The following is a 22,577-nucleotide window of genomic DNA, read 5'->3' as shown; positions in this document are numbered from 1 at the left end:
CTTGCCTCAGCCTCGGGCAATACTTATATTTAAAGCGAGGTGAGAATGATGGACAATCTTTTTTCTTCAGGAATCAATACGGCCTTGTCGATTCTGATCAGTCTTTTCTATTTCGTCCTGGTTATGCTGATGACCATTATTTTTCTGGAACGGGTATGGACCGGACCATCGCAATGGGCGATTGTTCCGGTGGTCCTGTGTTCCCTCGCCCTGTTCGGCTTCCATCCATCGATATTCCTTATCATCATCGACGCCGTGACCGGATTCTTCTCTTTCCAGGGCGTCTCCGTGATGACCGGCATGGGGATCCTGGCCGGAATGGCCAGTTGCAGCCTCTGACTTATCGTCAGTTTGCCGGAGGCAATCATGAATTTTCTCTTCAAATCAAGAACATCCCGATAAGTTCGAAGGGGCGTTTCCCTTTGTTGGAAAACAGGCAGACATGGGAAGCTCGTGAGCGACGGGGCCCCGCTCAGAAAAGCCCCCCGATGCTTCCCGCGTAATCGGTCATTTCGATCTATCCCTGACAGGTGACCGCCTTCTGCTTTGACATCCCCTTGCCGTCGACGGCACCCTCGTACTAATTCATGCCTGTTGACCCCGAGGTTGTCAATTCCTGATCCTGGAGGAGAGGCTCAACGCGAAAGGAAAGGAAGTCTTCGCTTCCCAAAGGACGCCCAGTTGAAGTATTCACCCTGATCTTTTGATCCATCAGCGTATCTGTTTGAATCAGGAATGTCCGGTAGGCTTCCCGATCTTTTTCATCAAGCCACCAACCTGTAACCAATCCGTCTTCTTGTCCCCGAATATTGGCTCGGCAACTCGACCAAAGATAGTCCTCCGGACGCGTCACCAACGCCGATTTTACAGGATTTTGCTCAATGTATCTTGTCACTGCCCATAAATAACATTCCGTATCAACAATAGTCGAAAAGAATCGGTTCTGACACAATCGACCGCTACGTTTGTATTTCCGATTGACATGCTGCGTGTACAGAAGATTTGTCCTGCCGATGCACAGGAACCACGGGAAAAATGGAAGTCGCTATCTCTTGGTTTCATCTACTAATGGTGGGAGGAGCGTTGTTGTCAGAATGGAGAATTACGCATGGAAAGAGAGTTAATGCTCCATTTCAACTGCGGGTGTTCACACCTCTCGTCGATGCGCTCCATCAGCATGTATCTGAACATATGTTATTTCGCGTCCAGCATTTGCTACGATCTCATCGGCCAGTGACGAAGGCGTTGTAAGGCCTTGAGTCATTTGCATGCCTGCCCTATGCCGCGCCATCCTGCTTGTAACGGTGACTTCTTGTTCGGAGTGGCTCTCAATGGGGAAGAAAAGGAATGGCCGACGCAAAGCAGTAAGTTCGATTGTTGTGGTACCGCCGCCTTGCACAACTGCGAGATCGCAGACAGATAGGTGCCCATAGAGGTCAGGGACCCTTCCATGCCGCTCGACGCCCTGAGGAACGTCAAACGACCGGATCGATCCGTCGCTTGCGCACAAAAATCATCCGTAGGCCCGGTAAACGGCGCCGAAGCTGACAATGTTTGCCGTCAAAGTCCCCCCTTCGGAGTCCGTCCAGCCGGCGTCAGCAGGGCCATCGTCGAAACGGGGGTACGCATGCCTAAGGGCTCATGTACACAAAACAAAGGCCACCGCGATGGGGTGGCCTTTGTTCATTCCCTGGGGCGTCAGCCCGGTGTCTGCAACTAGCGCTTCCGCCAGAACGCCAGCCCCGCGAGGCCCATGCCCAGCAGCATCAACGACGCCGGCTCCGGCACCGCCGTGGCTTCACCGTGCACCGTGAAGTCCGCTGCCATACCGGTCGGTCCGCTGACACCGGTGTAGTTCGGATCATAAACGTAGCTTTCTGTCTCAGAGTCCAAGAGTCTGTAACCGCCGCTGTTCCAGATGAGGAACTCGATCGTGTTGACGCCGCTCTGCACCGTACCGCTCACGCCGTTCTGTGAATAAGACGTTGTCCACGGATTTTCCTGACTCAGATTGTTGACGCCGAGACTCGTGCCGTTAAGCTTGATGTCGGTGAGGTAGTCATCGGAGAGCCATCGGAAGTCGAATGTCGTGCTGGTGGTCGAGCCTTCCCAGTTGAATTTGAACGCGTAGGTATAGAGCTGTGCCGTCACGTTGCCCTGCGTCGCATTTGACTGGTTGGCCGCCCACGAGATGTACTTCCCTGTAGTCAGGCTCGTATTTGGCAGAACAGGCCAGCCATTAGCAATTGTGGTGACCAGGTAGGCCGCTCCGCCGTTGACGGTGAAGGAATCATCGATCCAGTTCGAATCGACGTCCGTGCCCGTGACGTAGGTGTAATCGGCCTGCGCTGGAATGGCGAAGAGCAACGAGACCAAGCCGAGCACTACGAATACCATCAATAACTTTTTCATTTCCATACACCTCCTGTTGAATTGTCACTTCGTTCTGAGTTTATTCTAGACATAATCCGTTCCATACCTTTGTTGACCTATCAATATAGCCACATAATGAATTGATATTAATGATGAATAATTTTTTGCGAGCACCGACAACAATGCGATCATTGACGGACTATAGTGTGCGATTCGTAAATTTATCCGACAATGTTAGAGCAAATAAGCATTAAAAAAAGGCATAAACTCTCATGATTGAAGATACTTAGTTTCATATACAGAAAGTGTAAAGTATCTTTACTATCAGAGAGGAGTGGTGAGGGAAATAACTATTATTATAACTCACAACAAATGCGCGATGAATAGACCGGATGAGAAATCAGCACAGCTGTGAGAATCACGGTGAGCTGCCAAGGTGATAAGAACCAGATCGCCTGAGAGGAAATGGAGCTGTAAAAAAGTTTACGATTCCTGAATGAACTTAAACCGATGTTGTGTCACCAGAAATGTTTGGGTGCTTTCGAGATGAACAATTACCACATGAAAGTTAGCATACTTGCGGGAACCCGCCACCCAACGATAACAGGAAGCAATCCGTCAATCCGGAGTCTTTTGATTCCTGCTGCGGCAGTCTTTACATTTCATAGAACAGCCCAAAGACTCCAGATTTCGAATGTGAATTAATCAACTCTTATATGCCGTGAAGGATGTCCATCCATCTGATGGCCTCTGATTCACTGACTTTTCCAAGATAGACCTGAGTCGTTTTGAGATCCTGATGACGTAGAATAATCTTGGAAATGATCTCCAGAGGTGCCGGTGTTTCTCTTTTGCGCATCGGCGATTCAAGTCCTCCGTGGAGGTGGAAATGTCATTCTGAATCGATCTCTTGGGGGCTATTTCTTTCTCAGGTTATATTTCAACATCTTGAGCTGCAGACCTTTTCGGCTGAAACCGAGACGCCTGGCGGCGTGGGTGATGTTTCCGCTGCATTCTCCCAGGATCTTCTCGATCATCCGTTTTTCCACTTCCGCCTTTTGATTTTCGATGAAATTGCGATAGGGGCCGGGTTTTTTTTGATCCTCCGTGAAGGCCTCATCATGATGGTCTTCCAATGCCCCCTTCTTTTCACTGCGGGCCATCAGGACAAGGCGTTCCGTAAAATTCTCCATTTCCCGCAAGAGGTATGTTTCAAACTGGTCTTTATCTTTCTCTTCGGAATCAAGGATTTCCTCACCCGGCGAGTTTTTGATTTCATCGGGAACATCCTCCAGGGATATTTTTTCATCCTTGGCCAGCAGGACGATTCGTTCGACCAGGTTTTCCAGTTCCCGGATGTTGCCTGGCCAGCTGTATTTTTGAAAACAATCCAGGACCTGGGGGACTATCTCCCGAATGCTCCTGTTCAGTTTGGCATTGAAGCGATCCAGAAAATATCGGGTCAGGGACGGGATGTCCTCTTTCCTCTCCCGCAGCGGAGGCATCTTGATGGGCACTACGTTCAGCCGATAATAAAGATCCTCGCGGAAATTCCCTTCCTTGATTTCCTTCTGTAGATCCCGGTTCGTGGCCGCGATGATTCTCACATCCACATGAAGGGTTTTGACCCCGCCGACCCGCTCAAAGGTCTGGTCCTGCAGGACCTGGAGGAGTTTGACCTGCATGTCCCGGGGAAGTTCCCCGATTTCATCGAGAAAGATCGTCCCCTCATGCGCCAGTTCGAACTTGCCGGGTTTAGCCGCTGCCGCCCCCGTAAAGGCCCCCTTCTCATAGCCGAACAATTCCGATTCGATGAGGCTTTCAGCAATGGCGCCGCAGTTTATCTTGATGAAGGCGTTGTTCCTTCTGGGACTTCCCCTGTGAATGGCACGGGCGATCAGTTCCTTCCCTGTCCCGGTTTCACCGGTAATCAGGATGGTCGTCCTGGTCGCGGCAACCTGCTCGATCGTCGCGTAGATCTCCCGGATTTTTTCACTGCGCCCGACAATGCCGTAGTGGTCGATCTCATCCTCTCCCAGGATAACCTTGTCGCAGTTTTTTCTCCGTGTCCGCAGGGCTTTATCGATGACGTTAATCAATTCCCCCTGGTCGAACGGCTTGGTAATGTAATCAAAAGCCCCTTTTTTCAGGGCATCCACAGCCGTTTCGATGGTTCCATGAGCCGTAATGATAATGACCGGCATTTCCGGGTATTTCGCGGTAACGTCCTCCAAAAGCCCCAGGCCGTTGAGCCTCGGCATTTTCAAATCCGTGACCAGGACATCAAAGTTTTCCTTTTCAAGCCGGGTCTGTGCGTCCACACCGTCCACGGCTTCGGTGACCGAATATCCCTTTTTCTTCAGCATGGCATGAAGCACGACGCGCATGTTCAGCTCGTCGTCCACGATGAGCACCTTTTCCATTTTCTGCCTTTTTTCTGCTTATTCCCGCAATCCTTATTCTCTTCTGACGTTTTTCCGTCTCGATCGACCGGGGTCAGTTTTCCAGCTGTATTCTGAAAGAACTCCCCTTCCCCAGGATGGATTTCACCTTGATGACCCCGCCATGATTTCTCACGATGCGGTTGCAGATCGCCAGCCCCAGTCCGACGCCCCGCTCCTTGCTGGTGTAGAAGGGCTTGAAGATATGTTTCAGCTCCTCTTTCGCAATCCCCTTTCCCGTATCCCTCACCAGAATTTCGATCCCTTCGCTGTTTTCCCTTTCAAACCTTTTTGCGCCCAGGGTCAGGGTTCCGCCTTCCGGCATCGCTTCGATTGCGTTGAAAACGAGATTCAGGATCACCTGCATGATCTTTTCCGAATCCATCTTGATGGCCGGAAGATCTTCCTGCATTTCCTTTTTGATCGTCACACTATCGGCAATTTTCCTGGCTTCTACAAGGGAAATGATTTTATCCAGAACCGGTTCGATCCTCTGCTCCTTTTTCTCATATTTATAGGGCTTCGCGTAGGTCAAAAACTGGGACATCACGCCGTTGAGCCGATCCGTTTCCTCGATGATGACGTTGAGGATCCTCCGGTTCTCCTCGCTGTCGATCTCCGTTGCCAGGTATTGCGCCGCCCCCTTGATGGAGCCGAGGGGGTTTTTGATCTCGTGGGCCAAAACAGGGGCCATCTCCTCAAGCATCATGGACTTTTCCCTCTCAAGCCGTTCGTCGAAAGCGTACAGCGAGGTAAAGACATCCTGGCTGCCCGGGTAGAAGAAGCTGAAAATCTTCTTCATGATCACCTTCAGGGGCGTTACGGAAATCACAATGACAAAGGACGCAACCAGGATGTGCGTCAGGGGGATCGTCGACGTTTTTGTGAAGAGGGAAATGACAAGATAGAAACATCCCGTCGCCAGGAGAGTCGATATCGTGATCACCAGCGCCTTTGCCATCAGTTCGTGAAGGCGGGTCAGGTGGGGATAGGCGATAATCAGTAGGATGAAATACAGAAGCGCCGCGAGAAGAATATTCGCGAAGGGCGGCAGCTCGAGAGTTTGCGCTGCCGCAAGATTCAGCAGGCATAATCCCGCAGCAATGGCACAGGCTATCGCCAGATAAATCAACCTTCTCTTCTCCACGCCGGCGGCCTTCTTCCTGATATACAGCAGAAGCGATGAATAAATAAAGAGGGCCACACCGGCGCCATAGGCGCTCATGACAAGAACATACGCATGCCCCCTCAGGATTCCCAGCAGTTGAAGCAAATACCCCGACAGGGGAAGCGCAAAGGCCATGATCAGGGCATTTCTGTTGATGATGTTCCCTTTTTTTATGAGGGTCCGCGAAAAATTCAAACTCATTGCCGGCAGCAGGATCAAGGCCGGCTCCTCAAGGGTTTTCCAAAAACCCGCGTTTGAAACCAGATCCATGAATGAAGCGGCCCTCTCGACAAAAATATTCGCACACAACAAGGCGAAGGTGATCTTTTTCTCATCCTTGTTCTTGTTGATGATCAGCGACGTCGCGATGATCAGACTGACCGTTGCCAGAATAAACGTTTCCATTTTTTAAGCATCCCACCCCTGGCGCCTGATTTTTTCGTTCCAGATGTCCGCGCCTCCCCGGTGCGTAATCCTCTTCGCACCGCGAATTGCTTTATACACTTTTTTGATCTCTGCGTCTCCCGCCCTTTTTTTCTCTCTTTGCAACTACTTGTTTCTAAAACTCATTTATTATTTTATTCCCAATGAGCCCCTTCGGCACGTCCCATGCTATAGGAACTTGAATTTCGACAAAACTGTGGAGAGTCCTATGATTTCCGAAAACTCTATCGCCGCCGTGTTTCCCGGTCAGGGTTCCCAGCGGCCTGGAATGGGAAAAGATTTTTTTGACAGCATCCCCGTCGCCCGGCAGACCTTTGAAGAGGCCTCCGATACCCTGGGCTGGGACGTTGCAGCCCTGTGTTTTTCCGAGGATGAACGTCTCAATCTAACAGAATATACGCAGCCTTGTATCCTGGCCACAGAAATCGCCATGTTTCGCGGGATCCAGGCGCTTTACCCTTTTTCTCCATCTGTTTACGGCGGGCACAGCCTTGGTGAATTTTCCGCCCTCGTCGCTGCCGGCGTTTTTTCTTTTCCGGACACGCTGCGCATCGTGCACGAAAGAGGACGCCTGATGCAGAATGCGGTTCCCGTAGGCGTCGGAGGAATGGCCGCCGTTATTTTGAACGATCTCGATGTCCAGGAGATACGCAGCCTGCTGTCGGATCTGCCTGTCGATGTTGCAAATGAAAACTCCCTTTCCCAGGTGGTCATCAGCGGGGCCGTCGAGGCATTGCCTGCCGCAGAAAAGCGTTTATCCGAGCGGTTTACCGATCCGTCGTTCCGCGTCGTCGCGCTGCGTGTCAGCGCCCCTTTTCACAGCCGGTTCATGAAAGCCATCGGCGAACCTTTCCAGCAGGTCCTGATCGCCACCGCATCTTCCTGGCAGCCCGAAAAGGCGGCAGCAGTGACTTCCAACTACACCGGAACCTACCACCGTCCAGAGGCGGATGCTATTTTAAACGCCCTCGTTTTACAACTGAGTTCCGCCGTTCGTTGGATCGATAACATGAGAGCGTTGTCTTCCACAACCAAAACCGTCTATGAAATCGGACCCGGCAGACCGCTGAGGGACTTTTTCAAGACCATCGGCGTCTCCTGCTCTTCCATCACGGCCCTTTCCGCGGCCCAACGCCTCTTTCGTAACGCCGACAAAGCATCGAACCTTTAAACCCGTTTATTTCTCAAGAAAGGATAAGCTATGGATCTAAGCCTGAACGAAACTCAGCAGATGTACGTGAACACGGTCTCGCGATTTGTCAAGAACGAGATTCTTCCCCACGCCCTTGAGATGGACCGGAAGCACGTGTTCCCAGTGGATTTGCTTAAACAGGTCTGGGATATGGGCATCATGAATATCTCCGTCCCGGAATCCATCAAGGGGTACCATGTCGATGTGGTATCAGCCGCCTTGATCATCCGGGAACTTTCCTATGGCGATTCCGGCCTTGCAACGTCCGCCATGTGCAATGACCTGGCGAACGTCGTTATTGCCCAGCACGGATCGGAAGCTCAGCAGCAGGCCTATCTGAAGCCCTTTGTCGATGCCCCGCTGCTCTCGGCCTTCTGCCTGACGGAACCGGCCGCAGGTTCGGACAACCTTTCCATGACCTCCTATATTTCAAAGCGGGAAGACGGCAGGTATGTCCTCAACGGGTCGAAGTGTTTCATCACCAATGCCACCTATGCCTCTCAATTCACCGTTTTCTGCAAGGTGGGAAAACCTTCCAGCCAATTGATGGCCTGTGCGATCATCCCCGTTCCTCCCCTTCCCCTCGACGCGGCGTCCCCCATTGACGGGGTTCGGGAAATTCAGCTGCCCACAGGCGGAAAGATCATAGTCGGCAAACCGGAAGACAAACTTGGGCAGCGCCTGTCCAACACAGCCGGCGTGACCTTCGAGGATGTTCTGCTCGAACCCGGCCAAATTATCGGAGATCGCCGGTTGGGCTTCAAGTACGTGATCGACGTCCTGGATTTCGCCCGTCCCATGATTGCAGCCATCGGAGTCGGAGTGGCAAAAAGGGCCTTTGATCTGACCCTGTCGTATGCGAAGGAGCGCAAACTCTTCGGCCAGAGGCTCTGTGACATCCCGGTCGCCAGGCAGACCCTTGTCTCGATGTGGAAAAAGGTTGAACTTTCCGAATTGGCTCTGTTAAAATCCGCCATCAAAATCATGGAAGACGCGCCCGATAAAGGGATTTATTCGTCCCTCGCGAAAAACATGGCCGCGGAAACCGCTCTTTTCTGCTGCAACGAGGGGCTGCACCTGCACGGCGGCTACGGGTTCACCAATGAGTATGAGATTTCCAAACTCGTTCGTGATGTGCACATCATTGATATTTATGAGGGCACCCGCGAGGTTCAGGATATGATCATCGGGCGGGAACTGGTATGAGATAATTATGCTATATCTTCACGGCTTAGGTCATTTTCATCCTGAAAATGTCATCAGCAATGCTTTTCTGGAAGAACTGGACATCGGTACGAACGAAGAATGGATCATGGAGCGGGTCGGCATTGCGGCCCGCCGGACGGTCATGTCCCTCGATTATATCCGCTCCACAAAAAATGTGGATCCACGGGCGGCGATAGAGGCCTCTGACTACAATAACGCACAGATCGCCGCCTTCGCGGCGCAGATGGCCCTCGAACGCGCCGGGCTTTCTCCCGGCGATATCGGGATGGTGATTTCGGGAAGTTCCGCTTCGGATCATCTGACACCGGCGGAGGCATCGACCGTCGCCGCGGAACTGAACATCGACGTCCCCTGCTTCGACGTGAATTCGGCCTGCAGCAGCTTCGGGATGGATATTCACGTCCTGGACATGATGAAACCGGAGACTCTTCCCCCTTTCGTACTGATCGTCAATCCGGAAACCATGACCCGGAGCGTGGATTACTCGGATCGCGCCGTCGCCGTTCTTTTCGGCGATGGAGCCGCAGCGGCGGTGGTTTCAACGCGGGAGTCCTCCGGGGCCGTCTTTCTCTCCAGTTTCTGTGATTCGAAGCCCACAGCCTGGGAAAAGGTAGTTATTCCCCGGATGGGTTATTTTCGCCAGGATGGGCATGCGGTTCAGGGGTTCGCCATCCGCAAGACGACGGACTCCATCCGGGCGTTGCAGTCCGTTTACCCGGTCAACCGCTTTGTCGGCCATCAGGCCAATCTCGGGATGCTCCGCACCGCCTGCGAGCGCACTGGCATTTTGGAGGAGCAGCACTGGCACAATGTTGAATATTTTGGCAACACAGGCTGCTCCGGCGCTCCTGCTGTTCTGAGCCAGCACTGGAACGACTTTTCCCCCGGCGACCACGTGGCGGTCTGCGTTGTGGGGGGCGGTCTGACATGGGTGCATACCCTATTGAAAATTGAGGATCAATTATGACCTATGAGGAGTTTCGCGAACGCGGCAGCTTCAGCCTTGAAGATCTGCTGGCCTTTGCTTACGGTAATCTCGTGGAAAATCGCCCCGAAGGCTTTGACGCCCGCCTTCCTGCGCCCCCCTTTCTCATGATGGATCGGATTCTGACGATCACCCACGACGGTCGTCAAGGCCGCATTGTGGCGGAACAGGATATTCGCCTTGACGCGTGGTATTTTCAGTGTCATTTCTCCGGGGATCCTATCCAGCCGGGTTGTCTTTGTGTCGATGCCGTCTGGCAGTTGCTCGGGTTTTACTGTGTCTGGCGCGGGGCCCTCGGGGCGGGTAGGGCGCTCGGCTGCCAAAACGTTTCCTTCAACGGCCAGATTCGTCCGTATAACCGCTGCGTCCGCTACGAAGTGGATATCCGCCGCTTTTCCCAGTTGAAAGATTCCGGTTCCAGCGTGGTTATCGGCGATGCGAAAGTCTTTGTCGACAACGAATTGATCACGGAGATCAACAAGGCCCAGTCCGGTGTTTTCAGCGGCATCGTTTACCCGGATTATCCCAAGCACTCCCGCAATTCGACGGGAGGAATCATCAGGAGCTAATCATGAGTTCGAATAAACCAGTGGCGATAGTGACGGGGGGCGGTACGGGCATCGGCGCCGCCTGTTCCAAGGTTCTTTCCCGGGAAGGTTTCCGGGTGGGAATCAATTATATCGATATCGTTGAAGAGCAGGCCAAGGCCGTTCTTGCGGAGATTAAAGACGGATTTCTTCTCAAGGCCGACCTCACGGATGCCGGCCAGGTCGAGTCCATGCTTGCCGAAATCAAGGAGCAGGCCGGCCGTGTCGATGTGCTTCTCAATGCCGCAGGCATTTCCATCAACAAGGACATCAACAGTATGACGCTGGAGGATTTCGATCTGCAGCGGGCCATCGTCCGGGGAAGCTGGTATCTGACCAAACGGATTCTGCGGCTTTTCATGCTCCGGAAAAACAGCGGTCGCATCATCAACATCTCCAGCGTCGTCGGCCATACCGGGAACAGCGGGCAAATTCCCTACACGATGGAAAAAGCCGCCCTGGACGCCTTTACGAAGTCGCTCTGCAAGGAACTGACGGGAAGAAACATCCTGGTGAATTCCATTGCGCCGGGATTCATTGACACCCCGATGACCCAGAATCTGCCCGAGGAAGTCAAAAAGCGCATCCTGGACAGCATCCCCCTGGGGCGTCTCGGCTCTCCGGAGGAGATCGCCGATGTGGTTTCCTTCCTCGCCTGCCGGGCCTCCTATATTTCAGGGACGGTGATTCATGTCAACGGAGGCCTTTATGGGGGCTGATCGAAAAACCATGGATCTCGTGCTGAAGGCGGTTCCCCAGCAATACCCCTTCCGGTTCATCGATGAGATCATCGAGCTCGACGAGAATCACATCGTCGGCGCATACCGTTATCGCGAGGACGAGTATTTCTATACGGGACACTTTCCTGACCGTCCGATTACCCCGGGAGTGATTCTGATTGAAACGATGGCCCAGACCGGCGTCGTGGCTTTCGGGCTTTATCTGACAATGCAGCAGAAGCACAATTCTCTTGAAGAGACCAGACAATTGACAACCCTTTTTACGTTTGTAGAAAGTGTCGAATTCAATAATATTGTATCGCCCGGCGAACGGGTGGTCATCCGTGGTGAAAAAATATATTTCCGGAGAGGAAGCCTTAAAACAAAGATCAGTATGGAACGGGAAAACGGTGAAAATATCTGTTTTGGTGTACTAGCCGGGGCGGGGGTTATGTTGCATGAAACGTAGAGTCGTTATTACAGGAATGGGTGTCCTTGCACCCAACGGTCATGGTCTGGAGGAATATGAAGCGGCCCTTCGTGAAGGACGGTCCGGGATTCGCTATATTCCGGAGTTGAAGGAGCTCAATTTTGCCTGTCAGGTCGGTGGAATCCCGCAGGGTGTCGAGGCGATACGGGAGCGATATTTCGTCCCGGAACAGCTGATTTCGATGAATGAGAATATCAGCTACGCGGCAATCTCAGCGGTTGATGCCTGGAGGGATGCCGGGCTGACCGTCCCTTCATTCGATTCCGATGAGGTGGACTGGGATTCAGGCATTATCGTCGGTTCCGGCATCGGGGGGATGGACACCATCGCCAATATCGTGGTTCCCATGGTCAATGCGGGAAAAGTGAAGCGGATGGGCAGCAGCATTGTCGAACAGGTCATGAACAGCGGGACCAGTGCGCGTGTCGGCGGACTGCTGGCTCTGGGAAACCAGGTGACCTCCAACTCCTCGGCGTGCAGCACCGGCAATGAAGCCATTTTTGATGCCATGACGCGGATTCGGGCCGGATTGGCCAAGCGCATGCTGGCCGGCGGCACGGAAGGCGCCTCACCCCATATCTGGGCGGGCTTCGATGCCATGCGGGTGCTCTCCAAAAAATCGAATGACCGCCCCGAAGAGGCATCGCGGCCGATGAGCGCATCAGCCGGCGGATTTATTCCCGGATCCGGGGGGGCCCTTCTTCTTCTCGAGGACCTGGAAACGGCTCAGGCCCGCGGCGCCCGCATTTACGCGGAGCTGCTCGGAGGGCACGTCAATTGCGGCGGACACCGCATGGGGGGCTCTATGACCGCCCCCAATCCGACAGGGGTCAAGAGGTGCATCCTTGCAGCCATCGCCGACGCGGGGATTTCGGCTCAGGACATCGAGGCCATCAACGGCCACCTGACGGCCACCTTCGCTGACCCCTACGAGGTGAAGAACTGGACCGGAGCGTTAGAACGCGGTCCGGAAAATTTCCCCTACATCCAGTCAACAAAGTCCATGGTCGGTCATTGCCTTGGTGCAGCCGGGGCCATTGAGTGCGTTGCCGTTGTGCTGGAGCTCTACAAGGGGTTTCTCCATCCCTCCATCAACTGCGAGGATGTCCATCCGGAGATTACCGCTTTTTCCAAAAGCATTCCGCATCAGACGGTGGAGTGCCCGGATTTGAAAATTATCGCCAAAGCCGGCTTCGGATTTGGCGATGTGAACAGTTGCCTGATTTTTAAGAAATGGGAAGAATAAAAACAAATAAGAGCATTGAAAAGGAGCATTAAAATGGACGAAAAAAAGATTTTTGAAGAGTTGATCAACATCCTGAGGCTTTACGCCAAGGACCCCGCCCTTCTGGAAACGGCGACAAAAGATACCCACATTCTCAACGACCTCAAAGTCAATTCCGCGCGTCTTGTGGACGTCATCATCAAATGTGAGGATGTCTTTGGAATAGAGATCGATGACGACGATGCCGACAAAATCCGGACCATCGGAAATGCAATCGAAGTGGTTCAAAGCAAACTGGCTTAAGGGTTCTTCATGAAGAAAGCGGGAAATAATTCTCTCAGACTGCAATATGCTCTCGGCAGAATCGCCGTTTTTATTGTCGGTCCATTGATATATCTTGCCATACGCCTTGCGGGTTACCGAATCCGGGACATCCGCAGGATCCGCCATAAATGCCACGAGCTCTTCAAAATCCATGAAGGGCCGTGGATCATTTGTGCGAATCATCTGACGATGATCGATTCCGCCATTCTGACCTATGCCATCGCGCCGTTGTACCGTTTTCTTCTGAGCTATCAGACGCTCCCCTGGAACGTTCCGGAGCGGGCGAATTTCCAACGGAATCTCTTTCTCACGGTTGTCTGTTATCTTACAAAGTGCATTCCGATCAGCCGCGGAGCCGGTCGCCAGGAGGTCCAGTCCACACTCGACCAATGTCTTGCCGTATTGAACAGCAAGCAGAATGTCATGATTTTCCCGGAAGGGGGCCGTTCCCGGATCGGCCATGTGGACACGGAGAATTTTTCCTACGGGATTGGTCAGTTGATCGACTGCTGCAGGGAGTGCAAAGTGCTTTGCCTATACCTCCGGGGAGATCATCAGGATCAATACAGCAATCTGCCCCGGTGGGGAGAAAAGTTTTCCGTGCTGGTCGATGTCATTGAACCGGCACCAACGGAATTGAGCGGCCGCAGGGCGCACCGTCACTACGCGGCTCAATGCATACAGAAACTCGCCCATATGGAGGAACAGCATTTTGCCTCATGTCGGCAACGACATCGTGGATCTGACCCAATCCACTGCAAAAAAGAAGAGCAGAAATATTCGTTTCCTCAACCGCGTCTTCACGCCTGATGAACAGGACTTCATCCTGTCCTCATCCGCCTTCCCGGAACTGAGGCTCTGGTGCTGCTGGGCGGCCAAGGAAGCGGCTTACAAAGCCATCAGCAAGGCCTGTCCTGACATACCAGCCATCCCGAAGCTCTTTCCGGTCTCCATAGACCCTGAAGGCCATGAAGATTCCGGAACGGAATCTCCGGACATCCAGGGCCTTTTCTTTCCACGTCTGTCTGCAGGTTCCGTCTTGACGCCCGCTGGGAGGTGCTGGATCCGGATTGAATACCGCCATACCTACCTCCACTGCCTTGCCTTTACTCACGCTCCGGATACCCTGAGCGTTTTCCGTCATGTTCACTACCTTTCTTCATCCCTTCAGGGGGGGCGCGCTCCCGATACCGAGGCCGGCCGGCTGGCGGCAAGGTTCTATCTTGCGGGACTGCTTTCCGAGCATTTCGAGGACCTGGAGATTGTCCGGCAGCAGAAGGGATCTTCAGCGGCACCGCCCCGGGTCTTCTGCCGGGGCCGGCTCCTTGATGTTGACATCAGCCTGAGTCATGACGGGTTGTTTCTGGCCCATGCCTGCCTCCTGCAACCTTCCGTTCCCTGATTCGAAAGGCCTTCGTTTTGGGATTTGCACTCCTTGCCTTCCTATGGTAGTTTTTCCGGAAATGCATGTTTTGCCTGAGGGCATGTAAAGACGAGGAATCATCACCACGGCACCCTGGATTGCGGAAATTCAATGGTTACTTTTATTGAAGGCATAGGCACAAGGACGTTAAAGCTTTGCCGTTCCGCATTCGAAACGCTTTTTTTTACCTGGCAGGTCATCCTTCATCTCCTTGACCTCAAGACGTACAATAAGGCCACTCAACTGGTCATCATCACGCAGCTGTATTTTACGGCCGTACAGATACTGCCCCTGTTCATCTATATTTCCGCCCTGATGGGCCTGTTTCTGATGGGGATCGTCCTTGACTCCATCAAACAGATGGGGATGGCGGGGAATCTGGGTAATATTCTGATGGGCTTCATCTTCACGGAGGTGTGCCCCTTTATGACCGTGCTCCTGCTGGCGTTGCGCTCCGGGGCGGCGCTCAACACGGAGGTGGCGGTCATGAAGGTCAGCAAGGAATTGGATGCGCTGAATGTCTTTAGAATCGACGCCTTCGATTATATCGTTGTCCCCAGAATTTTGAGCGGAATCATTTCCGTCGTTCTTCTCAACGGCATTTTCACCCTCGTGCTTCTGGCGAGCGGGGCCCTGTTTTCGCGGATGATTTTCGGTCTGGCATTCGATGCCTACATCCGGATTCTGGTTGTATCCGCCGACTTTTCGGACCTGGTGATCCTGATCCTGAAATGCGCAACCTTCGGATTTTTTATCACCCTGCTTCCGATTCGATACGGTTTGACGGCATCGAATGAATTGTCCAGCATTCCCATAGCCGTTTTGACCGGTATGAATAACGTATTTATAGCCATCGTCGTCATTGAGGTCCTGTCATTAATCCTAAGCTCCATTTAATATTATTTGAAGATGAGAATCGCCTTGACGAGGCCCTTTCGGATTTGAAGGAGAGGCATCCGGAGAACCTCGGGCTTGTTTCAACGGACATTCCCCTGATTTCCAACTTGAATGTGTGGCTGAATATTGCTCTAATACGGCTTTACCATCTCAGCGAAAGCAGGCTGCAGGCGAAGAGGGTCGTCGTGGGTCTTCTGAACCGTTTTCAGAAGCGGGAGATCGCCGGTTTGCGAATTGCGGCGCTGGATCACTGGGAACGCTACCTGGTCAAACTGCTGCGGGCGGCGATGGTCCAGGATGCCCTGATCGTCATTGACCGGCCCTTTCGTCTCGTGCCTGATCTGCCCGATGCGGAACTGATCGAGAACAGTCTGACCCGGATCGATGACCTTTATTTCTCCTGCAGGATTTTGGATTATTCATGGAATCGCGACCGCTATAGGATAAAAGATGTTTCGGAGTCTTGAATACAAGGTCGGGCTGTTCATCCTGATCACCTCGGTGCTGATTGTTTCCGCCATCGGTTATGTGGCCTACAAGAAGGATGTTTTTTCCCGGGTGGACACGTACACACTGGCCTCCTTTTCCGGTGAAGATCTGACGGAGGGTATGCCGGTCCTCCTGTCAGGCTACAAGATCGGCAGAGTGCATGCCCTGGAACTCGGCGATGACGGGCGCATCCTGATCCGGATCAAAATTCTCCACCGGCATGCGAAATGGCTTCGGCGGGACAGCGTGTTTATCATCAACAAGCCGCTGATCGGCGATCCGCGCATCGTACTTTCCACGGGGAAAATGAGCAGTCCCCCCCTGTCCACGGAAGCGATCAAGGAAGTTGTGGTGGCCAATGACATCAACACAACCATCAAGAAACTGGAACCGGTCGTGGAGCGGCTGAACCGGATCACCATCAATATCGAAACCCTGACGGCGAACCTGGTCGACCCGAAGGGAAACGTGAATCAGATTCTGCGTCACACGGAAACACTGGCCGAGCGGCTGGCCCGCACGGATTCCCTTCTTGATCTTGCCTTGGGCAACCCGGATACGGTGTCCGCCGTACAGGAAGCACTCAAAAATACAGAGGAAATAACCACGGAGATGACCCGCATTTTAAAGACGGTGGATGCCATGGCTGTAAAATCGGATGAAGCCCTTTACGGCAAGGACGGAATTTTCCCATCCATGCGAACGCTCCTGGTGGATCTTGTGGGCAAGCTGGCCAAACTGGATCAGTTCGTTATCCATGTAAACAACGTGGGCGCCAACGTGGACGCATCGACAAAGGATCTCGGAGTGCTGCGCAGGGACATCGATGAAACGATCAGCACGATCAACAGTCTTGTCAAGGAGTTGGACAGGAAAATCCCCTTCAGGAAGGAGCCCAGGATAAAACTGCCGTGAAACGATACCTGGTTTTCATGTGTGGCTGTCTGCTTCTGTTATGCGGATGCGCCGGGAAATCCGTCCCGGAATGGAGAACGGCCAGCTTTTCCCATCTGGAACGATACAAGAGCGATTTTCTGTCGGGAAAGGACACAACGGCTGAATTTCACTTTCAAAAGGCCATTGAGGAAATTAAAAGAAGCGGCGATTTATCGCTGCTTATGACGGCTTACCTGACCCGGTCTGCGCTCCGGATCGCTGTCCTTGAAACGCCCGACCACCGGGAATATCTCGAAATCGCAAAAGCCGATCCGGCCGGTGCCGATCGTCAAAAAAACTATTATCTCTTATTGGCGGGGAGCTTCGACTCGCTCCAGAGAGAGCACCTTCCGCCCTCCTATCAGGACCTTGCCGCAGCCCTGGAGAGGGGAGACAGGGAGGAGATCTCCGGGTCGGTTCACAGAATCCGCGATGACCTCTCCCGGCTGATCGCCACGGGGCTGGCGGTCCGCTATCGAGGGGAGGACGAAGCCCTGCTGACCGGTGCAGTGGACCTCGCTTCCGTTCATGGCTGGAGGAGGCCCCTGCTGATTTATCTTGACCGCCTGAAATCGTTTTACCGGAGCCGGTCGGACATGGAAAAAGAAGAGAAAATCCGCCGGAAGATTGAATTGCTCTCAAGCCGGTCAGGCATGTGGAGCAAGCCGGGTCCAGCTTGTTGCATTCCAGAAATGCCCGGTGGCTTCGACAAGGCTTTCTGGAGTCAAGGCACCGCATTTCAGGGCAAAATAGCGATGAAAGGCCAGGCAGGGCGTTAATTCCGGATGGAACACGGTGACGAGTACCCGGTCGTTTTCCGCGGCAGCGATATAGTCCTCAAATTGCAGGAGGACCTTGACATCGCGTCCAACGCCGACGATCTTCGGAGCCCGGATGAAGGTGAGGGGGATGGCGTCCGGAGAGACCTCGGGAATTGAAGCTTCGCGATAAAAACTGTCCAGCTGCGAACCGAAACCGTTCCGTTCAATGGCCATGTCAATCAGCCCGAGATGAGGCTTTTCTCCCAGAACGCGGGTTGCCAGGAGAATCGCACCGGCACAGGTCCCCCAGATGTTCATGCCCCGATGAAAGGCAGCCAGCAAAGCCTCTTCCATTCCGAAGATCCGCATCAGCCGGGAAAGGCAGGTGCTCTCCCCCCCTGGGAGGATCAATCCCGCAATATCTTCAAAATCACCGGATTCTTTAACTCTTTTTCCGGTTATTCCCAGACGCTCCAGATGGTCCAGATGCTCGCAAACCCCTCCCTGAAGATCAAGAACACCGATTCTGTTTTGTAACAATGCTTCGCTGCAGATCATCGTGAAAAAAAACTTTTGATTTACCAGCCCCGCGTCGCCAGGATCTGATCCTCGGGTATTTGAGCGATTTCAAGCCCGGGCATGGCATCGCCCAGGTCCATGGAGGCCTCCAGGACCTTTGCCGGATCGTTGAAGTAGGCCGTCGCCTTGACAATGGCACGGGCGCGCCTGGCAGGATCCGAAGATTTGAAGATGCCCGACCCCACAAAGATGCCGTCGCAGCCTAGCTGCATCATCAAAGCGGCATCAGCCGGCGTTGCAATCCCTCCCGCGGCAAAATTCACGACGGGGAGGCGTTTGAGTGTCCGGACCTGAAGGGCAAGCTCATGGGGAATCCCGTTGTTCTTTGCAAAAGCCGTAACCTCTTCAACCGGCATGCTGGCCAGTTGCCTCGTTTCTCGATTCATGGTCCTCATGTGGCGAACCGCTTCCACAACGTTTCCCGTACCGGCTTCACCCTTCGTTCGAATCATGGCCGCGCCTTCGGCGATCCGCCGGAGCGCCTCGCCGAGATTTCGAGCACCGCAGACAAAGGGGATGGAAAACCTGGTTTTGTCGATGTGGCACTCCTCGTCAGCGGGTGTAAGAACCTCGCTTTCATCAATATAATCAATCTTGAGAGCTTCCAGGATCTGCGCCTCCACAAAGTGACCGATCCGGGCCTTTGCCATGACCGGAATTGAAACGGACTTCTTGATTTCGGAGATCATGGCTGGATCGGACATTCTTGCCACCCCGCCCTGCGCGCGAATGTCCGCCGGTACGCGCTCCAGGGCCATGACCGCCACAGCCCCCGCCTCTTCTGCGATCTTAGCCTGTTCAACATTGGTAACGTCCATGATGACGCCGCCTTTAAGCATTTGTGCCAGTTGAACATTGAGTTCATATCTTTTTGTGTCCACGATAGGTTACCTCTCCAGTTCCCGGGAATTCCAGGATATAAAGTGATTTGATTTTTATGATGATTTTGGGAATACGTCAAGAGTAAAAGCAAAATGAAAGAATTTCGAACCGGAAAGAATCCGACATTCCCATTCCGGCCCGGGGAGCGGCGGCTGCCGGCATCTTCCCCATTCCGGGATGGGCTTCACCAAAACATCCGCATTTTAACGCCCTGAGAATCCAGGTATGTCTTTATGTCCCGTATTGTATAACTGTGATAATGAACCATGGACGCAATCAGTGCCGCATCGGCTCTGCCACGGGTCAAAACGTCGCAAAGATGCTCGGGGTTGCCCGCCCCGCCGGAAGCGATAACCGGAATGCGCACATTTGATGAAATCAGGGACGTCAGATAGATCTCGTAACCTTCCCGGGTGCCGTCTGCATCAATGGAATTAAGGCATATTTCTCCGGCACCGAGGCTCTCGGCCCTTCTGGCCCACGCCAGGGCGTCAATCCCTGTAAAAATGCGGCCCCCGTGAATGACCATCTCGTAACCCGATGGAATGGATGACGATGCATCGACTTTTTTAACGTCCATACCCAGAACGATGCATTGTGAGCCGAAGGCTTTGGCCCCCTCACTGATGAGAAGAGGATTTTTGATGGCTTCCGAATTGACGCTGATCTTCTCAGCTCCCGCCAGGATCACGCGCCTCATGTCTTCGACCGTCCGGATTCCTCCGCCTACGGAGAAGGGGATCATGATGACCTCCGCCACCTGGCGGACAAGATCGATCATGATGTCCCGACTGTCTGCCGATGCGGTGATGTCATAAAAGACAAGTTCATCCGCCCCCTCTTCATAGTACCGGCGGGCCGCCTCAACAGGGTCTCCGATATCAATATTATCCTTGAATTTTATCCCCTTGGTCAATTGGCCGGCGCGGACGTCAAGACAGGGGATGATCCGTTTACTCAGCATCCGTTCCTCTCCATCCACAAAAATTCTCGAGGATCGCCAACCCGGGCCTTCCGCTCTTCTCCGGGTGAAACTGCACCGCAACGACATTTGCCGCCCCGACCGCGGAGGGAAATTCGATTCCGTAAGAAGTTGTTCCCAGGACATATTCTTCTGAATCCGGACGGGGAAAGAACGAATGCACAAAGTAAAATTCCGCATGGTCCGATATTCCGCGGAAAACGGGATGGTTTGTTCGAAAGGACACGGAATTCCACCCCATGTGGGGTATTTTCAGCAGGGCGCCGCTGCTCATCAGATCCTCGGGAAAACGTTTAACCGTGCCGGGGAGAATCCCCAAACAGGGGGTCGTGTTTTCTTCGCTGAAGTCGAAGATAATCTGAGTTCCGAGACAAATCCCCAGCAGGGGTTTCCCCTCCCGGGCGAGTTGGATAATGACCCGGTCCAGCCCTGTCCGCTTTAAATGGAACATGGCATCCCCCGCCGCACCGACTCCCGGAAAAATAACGTGGGAGGCGCTGCACAGCGTTTCATAATCCTTTGTAACGACGCACTCCTGCTTTAACCACTTGAGGGCGCGGAACACACTGGTCAAATTTCCTGCCTGGTAATCAATGATCGCGATCATAAATTCATCTGAAGGGGCCTCGCCATACTTCCCTCGTCAAAGCCGGGCAATGTCCTGTCTCCGATGTAAAAAGCCTCGCCTGACACGGAAGCCAGGCAAGGCTTTCACACTTCTCAATTGGTGCTGCTTTCCTCTATGCGAATCTTGACTCTTCTCTTCTACACCGCGCAATCGTTACGCAGGCTGAAAGACATAGGTCAGCTGCCCGTTGCTTGTCTTGGCTGGCTTGGCCGCCATCTCCATACCGACCTTCAGGGAGTCATCAGGATTGGAGACCGCCGGGTCGATGCGCCCGAACACCTTGTAATCGCCGTAATCTACGAGGGCGATGGTGTAGGGCAGTTCATCCGTGAAGCCCGTCGGCCCGTAGCGAAGCGTGCTGAAAGAAACCAGCTTTCCCTTGCCGGTGACTTCAAACCAATCCATATTGCTGGACAGAGACTTGTAACACTGAGCGCGTGGTGGGAAAAATTTCTGGCCGCAATCCTTGCAGACTGTTCCCATGATCTTTCCCTGTTCCAGGTAATCAATAAAATCGTTGACCTGCGTTACACCTGTGAAGCTTACCGTCCCAAATTTACTGAAGCGAACATCTTTATCTTTAGCCATGATTATTCTCTCCCAAAAATAGTCACACTACCGTACAAGCCGACACCACCGATGTTATGAACCAGACCGAACATCGGATCCTTCACCTGAATATTATCAGCCTCATCCCTCAGCTGACGAACGATGGTCCGAACCTGCGAACCACCCGTTGCTCCGATGGGATGCCCCTTGGAAAGAAGACCGCCGTCGATGTTGACGGGGATGCTTCCCTCTTTATAGGTCTCTTTGGCACGGACCAATTCAGGACCGCCGCCCGCCTCTGCAAAACCGAGGTTTTCAATGGCCATCATTTCGGCAATGGTAAAGCAGTCATGGACTTCAGCAACATCGATATGCTTCGGCGTAATGCCGGCCATTTTGTAAGCCTGCTTACCCGCTTCAATGCCAACCGCCAACCCGCTCAAAGATTCACGCCCGACCATGTTGACCGAGGCCGAAGCGGCGCCGACGCCGAGAATCCAGACAGGCTTCTTGCAGAATCTCTTCGCCTTCTCTTCGTTGGCGACGATGATGCAGGAACTGCCGTCGGCGTTTGCGCAGCAGTCTCCCACGCGCAGAGGGCTGGCGACCGGTCCGCCCATCTTCTGGGGATCGAGGAAATCTTCATGGGCCACTGGTTTCCGATAAACGGCGCGGTCATTCAGAACACCGTAAGTTGCTGATTTCACACGGATATTTGCGAGATCTTCCGGTTTTGTTCCGTATCTTGCGAAGTGAGCCTGGGCATGAAGGGCATAGTAGGCAGGCATCATTGTGCCGAAGGTCGATTCCCACTGAATGTCGGCGCCCCGGCCCATTCTTTCCTGGGACTCATTGGAGGTCAACTGGGACATGATCTGGAAGCCCAGAACCATAACGCAGTCATGGAGGCCGGATGCAACCAGGGAGTAAGCCAGCTTCAATCCCGTACTGCTGGATGAACAGAGGGTTTCAACATAGAAGGTCGGCTGGGGATTCAAACCCAGATATTCGGCTACAACACCAGCCGGGGATCTCTGCTTGTCATACTCGGGGGCGGAACACATGACCGTCGCGTCAACATCCGAGTTCTGTATATTTGCATCCTTCATTGCTTCACTATAAGCTTCAAACGCCAATTCCCTGATGGAACCGGGATAGCTTCGAACAAAGGTGCTTTGTCCTACGCCAATAACTGCAACTCGACTCATAAATTTCCTCCTGATCTTTTTGTTTAGTTCATCCCGTCACACAATTTTCATTGCCGGAGTAATGCTCA

Annotated in this window: 25 protein-coding genes; 15 read left to right on the top strand and 10 right to left on the bottom strand. The window is 53.2% G+C overall.

Translation table 11 applies throughout. From position 1 onward, the window contains the following. Positions 1-45 precede the first annotated feature (45 nt). A complete protein-coding gene (locus ACJ77P_RS01620; RefSeq protein WP_367360578.1) occupies positions 46-339 on the top strand; it encodes a hypothetical protein in 294 nt (97 codons plus the stop codon). A 241-nt stretch (positions 340-580) separates the two neighbouring features. On the opposite strand, the gene ACJ77P_RS01615 is transcribed toward ACJ77P_RS01620, so the two are convergent. Next, the gene (locus ACJ77P_RS01615) at positions 581-895 is read right to left on the bottom strand and encodes a hypothetical protein (RefSeq protein WP_408998838.1); all 315 of its coding nucleotides are present in this window, start codon (positions 893-895) and stop codon (positions 581-583) included. Positions 896-1,108: 213 nt separating this feature from the next. On the opposite strand from ACJ77P_RS01615, the gene ACJ77P_RS01610 reads away from it, so the two are divergent. After that, positions 1,109-1,237: a hypothetical protein gene (locus ACJ77P_RS01610; protein WP_408998837.1), complete on the top strand. Its 129-nt coding sequence runs from the start codon at positions 1,109-1,111 to the stop codon at positions 1,235-1,237. A gap of 479 nt (positions 1,238-1,716) precedes the next feature. Here ACJ77P_RS01610 and ACJ77P_RS01605 read toward each other — a convergent pair whose 3' ends face one another. From ACJ77P_RS01605 to ACJ77P_RS01595, 3 genes are all read right to left on the bottom strand, one after another. After that, on the bottom strand, positions 1,717-2,412 hold the full coding sequence (locus ACJ77P_RS01605) for a PEP-CTERM sorting domain-containing protein (RefSeq protein WP_408998836.1): 696 nt from the start codon (positions 2,410-2,412) through the stop codon (positions 1,717-1,719). Positions 2,413-3,290: 878 nt separating this feature from the next. Continuing rightward, entirely contained in the window at positions 3,291-4,796 is a 1,506-nt protein-coding gene (locus tag ACJ77P_RS01600; RefSeq protein WP_408998835.1) for a sigma-54-dependent transcriptional regulator, read from the bottom strand. Positions 4,797-4,869: 73 nt separating this feature from the next. Further along, the gene (locus ACJ77P_RS01595; protein ID WP_408998834.1) at positions 4,870-6,387 is read right to left on the bottom strand and encodes a two-component system sensor histidine kinase NtrB; all 1,518 of its coding nucleotides are present in this window, start codon (positions 6,385-6,387) and stop codon (positions 4,870-4,872) included. Between the two features lie 247 nt (positions 6,388-6,634). On the opposite strand from ACJ77P_RS01595, the gene ACJ77P_RS01590 reads away from it, so the two are divergent. The 13 genes from ACJ77P_RS01590 to ACJ77P_RS01530 all read left to right on the top strand — a co-directional run bounded on the left by ACJ77P_RS01590 (position 6,635) and on the right by ACJ77P_RS01530 (position 16,899). Next, entirely contained in the window at positions 6,635-7,597 is a 963-nt protein-coding gene (locus tag ACJ77P_RS01590; protein ID WP_367360573.1) for an ACP S-malonyltransferase, read from the top strand. Positions 7,598-7,627: 30 nt separating this feature from the next. After that, entirely contained in the window at positions 7,628-8,824 is a 1,197-nt protein-coding gene (locus ACJ77P_RS01585) for an acyl-CoA dehydrogenase family protein (RefSeq protein WP_367360572.1), read from the top strand. Positions 8,825-8,831: 7 nt separating this feature from the next. Continuing rightward, positions 8,832-9,812 carry a 3-oxoacyl-ACP synthase III family protein gene (locus ACJ77P_RS01580; RefSeq protein WP_367360571.1) on the top strand — a complete coding sequence of 327 codons (981 nt, stop codon included), beginning with the start codon at positions 8,832-8,834 and terminating at the stop codon, positions 9,810-9,812. Then, complete coding sequence (gene fabA / locus ACJ77P_RS01575; RefSeq protein ID WP_367360570.1) at positions 9,809-10,399, top strand: bifunctional 3-hydroxydecanoyl-ACP dehydratase/trans-2-decenoyl-ACP isomerase; 591 nt, start codon at positions 9,809-9,811, stop codon at positions 10,397-10,399. The genes ACJ77P_RS01580 and fabA overlap by 4 nt, the downstream gene beginning before the upstream one ends. Before the next feature lie 2 nt (positions 10,400-10,401). After that, positions 10,402-11,136 (top strand): 3-oxoacyl-ACP reductase family protein, encoded by a 735-nt coding sequence (locus ACJ77P_RS01570; protein WP_408998833.1) that lies wholly within the window; start codon positions 10,402-10,404, stop codon positions 11,134-11,136. After that, positions 11,126-11,605: a 3-hydroxyacyl-ACP dehydratase FabZ family protein gene (locus tag ACJ77P_RS01565; protein WP_367360568.1), complete on the top strand. Its 480-nt coding sequence runs from the start codon at positions 11,126-11,128 to the stop codon at positions 11,603-11,605. Before ACJ77P_RS01570 ends, ACJ77P_RS01565 begins: the two co-directional genes overlap by 11 nt. Beyond that, positions 11,595-12,872, top strand: a complete 1,278-nt coding sequence (locus tag ACJ77P_RS01560; protein ID WP_408998832.1) for a beta-ketoacyl-[acyl-carrier-protein] synthase family protein — start codon at positions 11,595-11,597, stop codon at positions 12,870-12,872. Before ACJ77P_RS01565 ends, ACJ77P_RS01560 begins: the two co-directional genes overlap by 11 nt. A gap of 33 nt (positions 12,873-12,905) precedes the next feature. Beyond that, complete coding sequence (locus ACJ77P_RS01555) at positions 12,906-13,154, top strand: phosphopantetheine-binding protein (RefSeq protein ID WP_367360566.1); 249 nt, start codon at positions 12,906-12,908, stop codon at positions 13,152-13,154. Positions 13,155-13,163: 9 nt separating this feature from the next. Next, positions 13,164-13,985 carry a lysophospholipid acyltransferase family protein gene (locus tag ACJ77P_RS01550; RefSeq protein WP_367360565.1) on the top strand — a complete coding sequence of 274 codons (822 nt, stop codon included), beginning with the start codon at positions 13,164-13,166 and terminating at the stop codon, positions 13,983-13,985. Beyond that, positions 13,888-14,577: a 4'-phosphopantetheinyl transferase superfamily protein gene (locus ACJ77P_RS01545; protein ID WP_408998831.1), complete on the top strand. Its 690-nt coding sequence runs from the start codon at positions 13,888-13,890 to the stop codon at positions 14,575-14,577. Before ACJ77P_RS01550 ends, ACJ77P_RS01545 begins: the two co-directional genes overlap by 98 nt. A 132-nt stretch (positions 14,578-14,709) precedes the next feature. Continuing rightward, positions 14,710-15,495 carry an ABC transporter permease gene (locus ACJ77P_RS01540; RefSeq protein WP_367360563.1) on the top strand — a complete coding sequence of 262 codons (786 nt, stop codon included), beginning with the start codon at positions 14,710-14,712 and terminating at the stop codon, positions 15,493-15,495. 44 nt (positions 15,496-15,539) lie between these two features. Beyond that, the gene (locus tag ACJ77P_RS01535) at positions 15,540-15,962 is read left to right on the top strand and encodes a hypothetical protein (RefSeq protein WP_367360562.1); all 423 of its coding nucleotides are present in this window, start codon (positions 15,540-15,542) and stop codon (positions 15,960-15,962) included. Continuing rightward, a complete protein-coding gene (locus tag ACJ77P_RS01530) occupies positions 15,946-16,899 on the top strand; it encodes an MlaD family protein (protein WP_367360561.1) in 954 nt (317 codons plus the stop codon). Before ACJ77P_RS01535 ends, ACJ77P_RS01530 begins: the two co-directional genes overlap by 17 nt. A 668-nt stretch (positions 16,900-17,567) precedes the next feature. Here ACJ77P_RS01530 and pdxT read toward each other — a convergent pair. From pdxT to ACJ77P_RS01500, 6 genes are all read right to left on the bottom strand, one after another. Next, a complete protein-coding gene (gene pdxT, locus ACJ77P_RS01525; RefSeq protein WP_367360560.1) occupies positions 17,568-18,221 on the bottom strand; it encodes a pyridoxal 5'-phosphate synthase glutaminase subunit PdxT in 654 nt (217 codons plus the stop codon). A 38-nt stretch (positions 18,222-18,259) separates the two neighbouring features. Then, positions 18,260-19,141, bottom strand: a complete 882-nt coding sequence (pdxS, locus tag ACJ77P_RS01520) for a pyridoxal 5'-phosphate synthase lyase subunit PdxS (protein ID WP_367360559.1) — start codon at positions 19,139-19,141, stop codon at positions 18,260-18,262. Positions 19,142-19,326: 185 nt separating this feature from the next. After that, positions 19,327-20,106: an imidazole glycerol phosphate synthase subunit HisF gene (hisF, locus tag ACJ77P_RS01515; RefSeq protein ID WP_367360558.1), complete on the bottom strand. Its 780-nt coding sequence runs from the start codon at positions 20,104-20,106 to the stop codon at positions 19,327-19,329. Continuing rightward, a complete protein-coding gene (gene hisH / locus ACJ77P_RS01510) occupies positions 20,096-20,731 on the bottom strand; it encodes an imidazole glycerol phosphate synthase subunit HisH (RefSeq protein ID WP_367360557.1) in 636 nt (211 codons plus the stop codon). Before hisH ends, hisF begins: the two co-directional genes overlap by 11 nt. A 174-nt stretch (positions 20,732-20,905) precedes the next feature. Beyond that, positions 20,906-21,340: a Zn-ribbon domain-containing OB-fold protein gene (locus tag ACJ77P_RS01505; protein WP_367360556.1), complete on the bottom strand. Its 435-nt coding sequence runs from the start codon at positions 21,338-21,340 to the stop codon at positions 20,906-20,908. Between the two features lie 2 nt (positions 21,341-21,342). Beyond that, positions 21,343-22,509, bottom strand: coding sequence for a thiolase C-terminal domain-containing protein (locus tag ACJ77P_RS01500; protein WP_367360555.1), 1,167 nt, complete (start codon positions 22,507-22,509; stop codon positions 21,343-21,345). Positions 22,510-22,577: the final 68 nt, after the last annotated feature.

Source organism: Syntrophus buswellii, assembly GCF_046097065.1.
Lineage (GTDB): Bacteria > Desulfobacterota > Syntrophia > Syntrophales > Syntrophaceae > Syntrophus > Syntrophus buswellii.
The sequence above is the reverse complement of the archived record's forward strand: the minus strand, read 5'-3'. Positions and strand labels throughout refer to the sequence as shown.

What these genes read in the sequence shown, in the direction of transcription:
- ACJ77P_RS01620 (WP_367360578.1), top strand. Translation starts at nt 46, where the DNA reads ATGATGGACAATCTTTTTTCTTCAGGAATCAATACGGCCTTGTCGATT.
- ACJ77P_RS01610 (WP_408998837.1), top strand. Translation starts at nt 1,109, where the DNA reads ATGGAAAGAGAGTTAATGCTCCATTTCAACTGCGGGTGTTCACACCTC.
- ACJ77P_RS01605 (WP_408998836.1), bottom strand. Translation starts at nt 2,412, where the DNA reads ATGAAAAAGTTATTGATGGTATTCGTAGTGCTCGGCTTGGTCTCGTTG.
- ACJ77P_RS01600 (WP_408998835.1), bottom strand. Translation starts at nt 4,796, where the DNA reads ATGGAAAAGGTGCTCATCGTGGACGACGAGCTGAACATGCGCGTCGTG.
- ACJ77P_RS01595 (WP_408998834.1), bottom strand. Translation starts at nt 6,387, where the DNA reads ATGGAAACGTTTATTCTGGCAACGGTCAGTCTGATCATCGCGACGTCG.
- ACJ77P_RS01590 (WP_367360573.1), top strand. Translation starts at nt 6,635, where the DNA reads ATGATTTCCGAAAACTCTATCGCCGCCGTGTTTCCCGGTCAGGGTTCC.
- ACJ77P_RS01585 (WP_367360572.1), top strand. Translation starts at nt 7,628, where the DNA reads ATGGATCTAAGCCTGAACGAAACTCAGCAGATGTACGTGAACACGGTC.
- ACJ77P_RS01580 (WP_367360571.1), top strand. Translation starts at nt 8,832, where the DNA reads ATGCTATATCTTCACGGCTTAGGTCATTTTCATCCTGAAAATGTCATC.
- fabA (WP_367360570.1), top strand. Translation starts at nt 9,809, where the DNA reads ATGACCTATGAGGAGTTTCGCGAACGCGGCAGCTTCAGCCTTGAAGAT.
- ACJ77P_RS01570 (WP_408998833.1), top strand. Translation starts at nt 10,402, where the DNA reads ATGAGTTCGAATAAACCAGTGGCGATAGTGACGGGGGGCGGTACGGGC.
- ACJ77P_RS01565 (WP_367360568.1), top strand. Translation starts at nt 11,126, where the DNA reads ATGGGGGCTGATCGAAAAACCATGGATCTCGTGCTGAAGGCGGTTCCC.
- ACJ77P_RS01560 (WP_408998832.1), top strand. Translation starts at nt 11,595, where the DNA reads ATGAAACGTAGAGTCGTTATTACAGGAATGGGTGTCCTTGCACCCAAC.
- ACJ77P_RS01555 (WP_367360566.1), top strand. Translation starts at nt 12,906, where the DNA reads ATGGACGAAAAAAAGATTTTTGAAGAGTTGATCAACATCCTGAGGCTT.
- ACJ77P_RS01550 (WP_367360565.1), top strand. Translation starts at nt 13,164, where the DNA reads ATGAAGAAAGCGGGAAATAATTCTCTCAGACTGCAATATGCTCTCGGC.
- ACJ77P_RS01540 (WP_367360563.1), top strand. Translation starts at nt 14,710, where the DNA reads ATGGTTACTTTTATTGAAGGCATAGGCACAAGGACGTTAAAGCTTTGC.
- ACJ77P_RS01530 (WP_367360561.1), top strand. Translation starts at nt 15,946, where the DNA reads ATGTTTCGGAGTCTTGAATACAAGGTCGGGCTGTTCATCCTGATCACC.
- hisF (WP_367360558.1), bottom strand. Translation starts at nt 20,106, where the DNA reads ATGCTGAGTAAACGGATCATCCCCTGTCTTGACGTCCGCGCCGGCCAA.
- hisH (WP_367360557.1), bottom strand. Translation starts at nt 20,731, where the DNA reads ATGATCGCGATCATTGATTACCAGGCAGGAAATTTGACCAGTGTGTTC.
- ACJ77P_RS01505 (WP_367360556.1), bottom strand. Translation starts at nt 21,340, where the DNA reads ATGGCTAAAGATAAAGATGTTCGCTTCAGTAAATTTGGGACGGTAAGC.
- ACJ77P_RS01500 (WP_367360555.1), bottom strand. Translation starts at nt 22,509, where the DNA reads ATGAGTCGAGTTGCAGTTATTGGCGTAGGACAAAGCACCTTTGTTCGA.